The 5,576-nt window shown below is 58.4% G+C and carries 4 protein-coding genes and 1 pseudogene; 2 read left to right on the top strand and 3 right to left on the bottom strand.

Translation table 11 applies throughout. From position 1 onward, the window contains the following. The coding region (locus AC1DH9_RS20895) for a methyl-accepting chemotaxis protein (protein WP_477808709.1) at positions 1-1,114 on the bottom strand (1,114 nt) is incomplete at its 3' end. 257 nt (positions 1,115-1,371) lie between these two features. On the opposite strand from AC1DH9_RS20895, the gene pmrG reads away from it, so the two are divergent. Beyond that, a complete protein-coding gene (gene pmrG / locus AC1DH9_RS20890; RefSeq protein WP_427541951.1) occupies positions 1,372-2,046 on the top strand; it encodes a lipopolysaccharide core heptose(II)-phosphate phosphatase PmrG in 675 nt (224 codons plus the stop codon). Positions 2,047-2,132: 86 nt separating this feature from the next. Here pmrG and AC1DH9_RS20885 read toward each other — a convergent pair whose 3' ends face one another. Next, a complete protein-coding gene (locus AC1DH9_RS20885) occupies positions 2,133-3,587 on the bottom strand; it encodes an ArnT family glycosyltransferase (RefSeq protein WP_427542034.1) in 1,455 nt (484 codons plus the stop codon). A gap of 167 nt (positions 3,588-3,754) precedes the next feature. After that, a complete protein-coding gene (locus AC1DH9_RS20880; RefSeq protein WP_427541948.1) occupies positions 3,755-5,164 on the bottom strand; it encodes a DUF2252 domain-containing protein in 1,410 nt (469 codons plus the stop codon). Positions 5,165-5,396: 232 nt separating this feature from the next. Here AC1DH9_RS20880 and AC1DH9_RS20875 point away from each other — a divergent pair. Further along, positions 5,397-5,576 (top strand): annotated as a pseudogene (locus AC1DH9_RS20875) (YeeE/YedE thiosulfate transporter family protein); the annotation flags it as partial.

The following is a 5,576-nucleotide window of genomic DNA, read 5'->3' as shown; positions in this document are numbered from 1 at the left end:
CGATCTGGGTGACGCCATCACGGATGCCGCTGATCAGGTCGCGCAGGGTGACGCCCATCCGTGCGATGCCTTGCTGCAACACGCCAAGTTCGTCACGACGGGTGACGTGAACATCATGGGTCAGGTCGCCGCCGGCGATGCGCTCGACCACCGCCAGGGTTTCGCGCAGTGGGCGAGTGATCTGTCGGGTGATGATCACGGCCGCGAGCACGCCGACCAGCAACGCCAGCAGTGTACTGATCAGTTGCAGGGTGCGTGCCTGGGTGCTTTCGATGTCGCGGCGATCCAGCTGGATCTGATACAGCGCATCACTGCGCGCAACGATGTCATTACCCTGGACGGTCATTTCCTGACGAGCCAGAACCGCTTCGCTGTTAGCTGCCTTGAAGGCCTGTAACGCACTGCGGTAATTCAGCAGGGCGTTTTGCAGCTGACGCAACGCGTCTTGCTGGGTGTCGGCGAAATGCGTGTTGAGTGCTTTCAGGCTGGCGATTGCCGCGTCGAGTTGGGCAACGGCTTTTTGCTCGGTGGTCGGATTACTGTCGGCGGTGTAGCCGCGGACTTCGTAGCGGGCGAGCTGAAACTGTTCCTTGGCCTCGCTAATGGCCAGGAACTGCTCGAAGCGTTGATCGCTCAAGGGCATTTGGCGCACGCGGGTGTCGATATCACCGATCAGCGTGTTGGCGCTCTCGGCATTCTCGCCCATGGCCTGACGCGCGCTGTTCCCGGTTCGATAAGCGTTACGCATTTTGTTCAACGACTGCTGGTAGGCGTCGATGACCGCGCCCTGTTCTTTGAGCAGTTTGAGGTTTTCCGGGCTCTTGAAGCTCGCTACCAGCGATTGCTGCTGGGCCTTGAAGCCGTCGAGGGCGGTTTGCACGGTCTGCGCCACGGTTTCGTCGCCGTCGGCCAGCATGTACTGCAAACGGGTAACCCGCAGTTTGGTAAGGCCCGCGTTGAGCTGAGTGATGTCGCTCATCCAGTTGCTGCGGTCGATCAGCCCACCCAGACTGGTCCAGCCGGTCAGGGCGAGAATGCACGTAAGGGCCAGCACCAGGCCGAAGCCCAGGCTCAGCTTCAGGTTGACGCTGATGTTGGCGAACCAGCTATTCATCAAAAATTCCTCCAGGAACGTTGTGCTTCTTATCGTCAGTTGGCTGGAAGATTATTTTTTTTGGAGGCCAGCAGAATGTATTCGTAGAGGGCGTATCGGCGGCAGGCGCGATAGCTGAAACGTTTTTCGTAACAAGAAAATACGGGGCATGCTTGTCGGTTGAGCATTTTTTCACATTCATTTCACTGGGTACTTACGCATCGACTTTTAATGTTGCCCGTACAATTGGGTATTCGTGTGTCCGAGGCAGTGTGAAGGTGGAGTCGAGATTGGGTCTTGCGGGTATCAAGCGTTCACTGAACAGGGGTGGGCTCACTCGCGCTAAATACATTGCCCTGGCACTACTGGCATCGCTCTTTGTTATCGCGTTGGCATTCTGGCTGTTGCGTCCCGTCGGTCCGGCGGACCTGGCCCACGGCAACATTGCCGGAGACAAGGCCCTGGCGGCCAGTTGGGCCAAGGGCAATACGATTGTGCTGATCCGTCATGTTGAGCGATGCGACCACTCCACCGCCCCTTGCCTGGACGGTGCCGATGGCATTACCGAACGCGCGCGTGCGGTGGCTGTCGGGATTGGTTCGCAATTCACTCACCTGGGCCTGACTAACGCCGACATCTACAACAGTCCGTTGACGCGGACCGTGCAAACGTCGCGCTACATGTTCAATACGCTCGGCAGTGCCCAGGATTGGCTCTTCAACTGCAAAGGCACGATGCTGCGTGACGTGTTGGCGCACAAGGTCGCCGGCCGTAACCTGGTACTGATCACCCACAGCGAGTGCATGGCGGATCTGGAAAAAGAACTKAAGTTGCCGGCATCGACCCCAGGGTATGGCGCCTCACTGTTTTTTACGCTGGATACCGCGCAAACCCAGCCGAAACTGCTGGGGCTGATCGAAGCCTCTGACTGGCAATCAGTCGATATCAAATAGCCCGGCGGGTTGATCCTCCCAGACTACTTTTGCCAGGCAATAAAAAACGGCACCTGCATCAGGTGCCGTTTTTTTTGCTGGCCGTTTTACTGTGCGACGAAATAGTAATCCTGACGCCCCACCAGCATTTTCTTCAGTACCTTCAACGGGGCCTTGGGCTCAGTCTCGGCGGCAATCAGCGCCACATGCGTGGGAGAGGCGGCGAGAAATGCCGTCAGCTCGGCTTCGGTCTGCAAGTCCTTGAGCAGGGTATGGGTGTAGAACACCGTTGCTCCGGCGGTCCGTTCGTTCGCCTGATACAGCGCAACTTCTTGTCCGTTGGCCTGCATGGTCTGGATTTGCTCGGTCAATGGCAGGAACGACAGTTTGCGGTCCGCACGCGGGACGATCCATTGGGCCGCGGCCAGATAACTGACGAACAGCACGCTGATGATGCCGATTGCGATACCGCGACGATTGCGGGCGATTTTGCCGAGCAAAGTTGATGCTTCGGTGTGCTTGCGCAAGCGCTCGTACAGCACTGCCGCATATTCTGCGGCCAGTACGGCGGCGGCCGGCGTCAGGGACATCAGGTACACCGTGCGCTTGCTCGATGCGAGGGTCAGCATGAAGAACTGGGCGAGCAGCCACAGGGTAAAGAACAGCAGGTAGCGATTGTTCGCCAGGCTCTTACGGAAATGCCACAACCCCAGGTACACCAGGATGTTCCACGGCAGGAAGGCTTCAGGCAGTTTGGCCAGGTAGTAATAGAACGGTTCGTAGTGGCCGGCCTCGACGAACGAGCCGTTGAAGCGCCCGACGCTGTTGGTCAGGAGCACTTCGGCCAGTGCCTGCGAGCCACCGCGCTGATAGAGCATGAACAGCCAGATCACCAAAGGGATCAGCCCGAGCAGGGTCGCCAGTGCCGGCCCCATCCAGCGCGGCAGGCTGAAGCGTTTGTCGATCAGGCTTTCGGCCAGCAGGTAGGCGAAGATCACCACCCCCGGCATTGCCAGGCCCAGCACACCTTTGCTCAACGTGGCGATGGCGATGCCGACAGCGAAGAGCAGCCAGCTACCCAAGGCTGCGCGCTGTTCGGCATGTTGGCGATGAGCCTGATAGAACGACAGCAGCGCCAGGGTTACGCCCAGGCTCAGCAGTGCATCTTCGCCAACACCACGAACGTTGCCCCAGTAACTGGCCATGGTCGCCAGCATGATCCCGGCAACCCAGGCGATGGTCGTTGGACGGCCAAATCGGCGCAGCATGGTGTACAGCAGCATCACGCTGAACAACCCGGCGAAGGCTGAGGCCAGGCGCACGGCCAATGGCGTGCCACCAAACGCACGGATCGCTCCGGCATCGAGCCAAAGGCTCAGCGGTGGTTTCTCCAGAAAGGGTTGACCGAACAGGCGCGGGGTCACCCAGTCGTTATCCAGGTGCATTTCCATCGCAATCCCGGCAACGCGGGGTTCGGTGGAACCTTGTAACTGGTGATTGCCAAGGGCGAAGAAGAACAGCAGGCAGGTAAGTAGCAACAGGAGTGGGGCAGGGCGTGACATAGGCATCAGGCTACCGAAGGATGAGGGCCGAGAGTAAAACAGGACTCGTAAGTATACGAGGCTACTTCTTAACAAAATGTGAATTGGAAACATCATGGGCAAGGCCGGCCGGTTTATAGCTCAGTAGAACCGGGTCGGTCACCCTTTGTATTTATTGAGGTGCGCACCTAAGGCAGATGATCAGCGGCAAAATCAGTTTCCGAACGGGCCTGTAGCTTGCCTTTGCGGCAGGCTCGTTGAAAGCGTTCGAAGTCGCGCTCGTTCTGGTCGGAATAGGTCTTGGCGTACTTGAACAGTGCATTGGCCATGACTTCGCTCTTGCCAATGTAACCGCTGATTTGTGCAGCTTGTCCGGAGGCTTTGGCGTGGGCTCGAGCCAGGGCTTTGCCACAGATGTGGCCATACGCGGAAAACGTTTCGGCATCGAAGGTTTCCAGCTCTGCCGATATTTTCATGTCCCGTAGCTGGCGTACGTAGAAGTGCTGGCCATTGGGGCTGGTGGTCCAACCGAGAAACAGATCGCTGGCCGACTGCATCAGGCGCTGGCCTTCAACCACGCGCTGGCCGTCATGGCGTATCCGCGATTTGGCTTTGACGTAATCGGCAATCACCGAACGGCGTGCTTCCTTGAGCTGCAAAAACAGTGGTCGCTCCAGATCGTCGGTCAGCAGAGCAACCAGGCAGCGCGTCCCGACGCTGCCCACCCCAACGACTTTGAACGCCAGGTCCTGGACCTGGAAGCGCGCCAGCAAATCGCGACGATCGCCCATCAGCGTGGCTCGGTAATCGTGCATGAGGCTGTCGTACGGTGGTCGCCAATCGTCCACGCGCATCCAGTCATCATTGGCGTCCAGCAGCGTGGAGTCTTTGTGCAGATGGAAGATATGTGGCAGATCATCACGGATCAGCAAGCGGCCGTGTTTATCGCGCTCGCATATCTTGGGCAGCATTTCGGCATGGGTGCGATGCTCGGCTTTGTTAATGGCGTTTTTCACATGCTCCAGCGTGCTGGTGGAGGGTTCCTGTTTGAGCAAGTCGTTGTAACCGAGGGCGTCGTACCAGATTTCCAGGGCACTCTGTTCGGCGCATTCGGCCATGCTCTCTTGATAGGCTGAGACCACGCGGCGACAGATGTCTTCCTCCACTGACGCAACGTGGCGCAGGTCGCGAATGGCGACCAGGAAGCTAGTCACCAGCCGTTTCAGGTCCCACTCCCATGGACCCGGGTGAGCTTCATCGAAGTCGTTGACGCTGAACAGCAGGTTGCGTTCCGGCGTGCCAAAACCACCGAAGTTCATCAGGTGACAATCGCCGCAAATGGTTGAATGCAGGCCCATGTCCGGCGTCCCGGACAGGTCGTGGGCGTGCAACAGGGCGTTGCCACGATAGAAGGCGAACGGCGAAACCAGCATGCGCCCGAAGCGCAATTCGTTCAGCGAACGGATTCGCCCTGCACTGGAGGCCTTGATCAAGGGGAGTGGGTCGCGATCAGTCTTGCCGAGCAGCGCCTGAGCATTGCGCGAGCACTGCTTGCGCGCATCCTTGCCCTGCTTCAGACGGTCTTTGAGGGTGGTCATGAGGTCCCTTTCGAGGTGGACTGAATGGTTGGCGCAGACCGGAAAGGCGCCGCTGGGCGAAGTGTAGGACTCGCTTGAAAGCTAGCAGGAATYCCGCTGTTAGCCAGTCTTTGCGTTGGCTGACAATATCGAGCGGGTCGATACGATGGCCTAGTTGTCGCCTTGGCGAGCCCACTGAAAAGCCGACTAGTCTTTAACCCATCGATGGGCTTGCCGAGGTGTTAGGAGGCGTGTGCTTTCGTTGCTGATCGCGTGGTTGCTGGCATTCTTGATTGGCTGGGTTTCGCAGCGGATGGGCATGTGCCTGGTCAAAGCCAGCGCTTTAATGCTCAAACGTCGACCCACCTTGTTCGTGGCACTGGTGTCCTGCGGGTTGTTTGGCCTGCTGCTGGCGCCGCTTTATCGCTATTTC

Source organism: Pseudomonas sp. 05T35, assembly GCF_056396605.1.
The sequence above is the reverse complement of the archived record's forward strand: the minus strand, read 5'-3'. Positions and strand labels throughout refer to the sequence as shown.

Bases quoted from the DNA above. Each gene is read 5' to 3' on its own strand.
- AC1DH9_RS20885 (WP_427542034.1), bottom strand. From the start codon at position 3,587: ATGTCACGCCCTGCCCCACTCCTGTTGCTACTTACCTGCCTGCTGTTC.
- AC1DH9_RS20880 (WP_427541948.1), bottom strand. From the start codon at position 5,164: ATGACCACCCTCAAAGACCGTCTGAAGCAGGGCAAGGATGCGCGCAAG.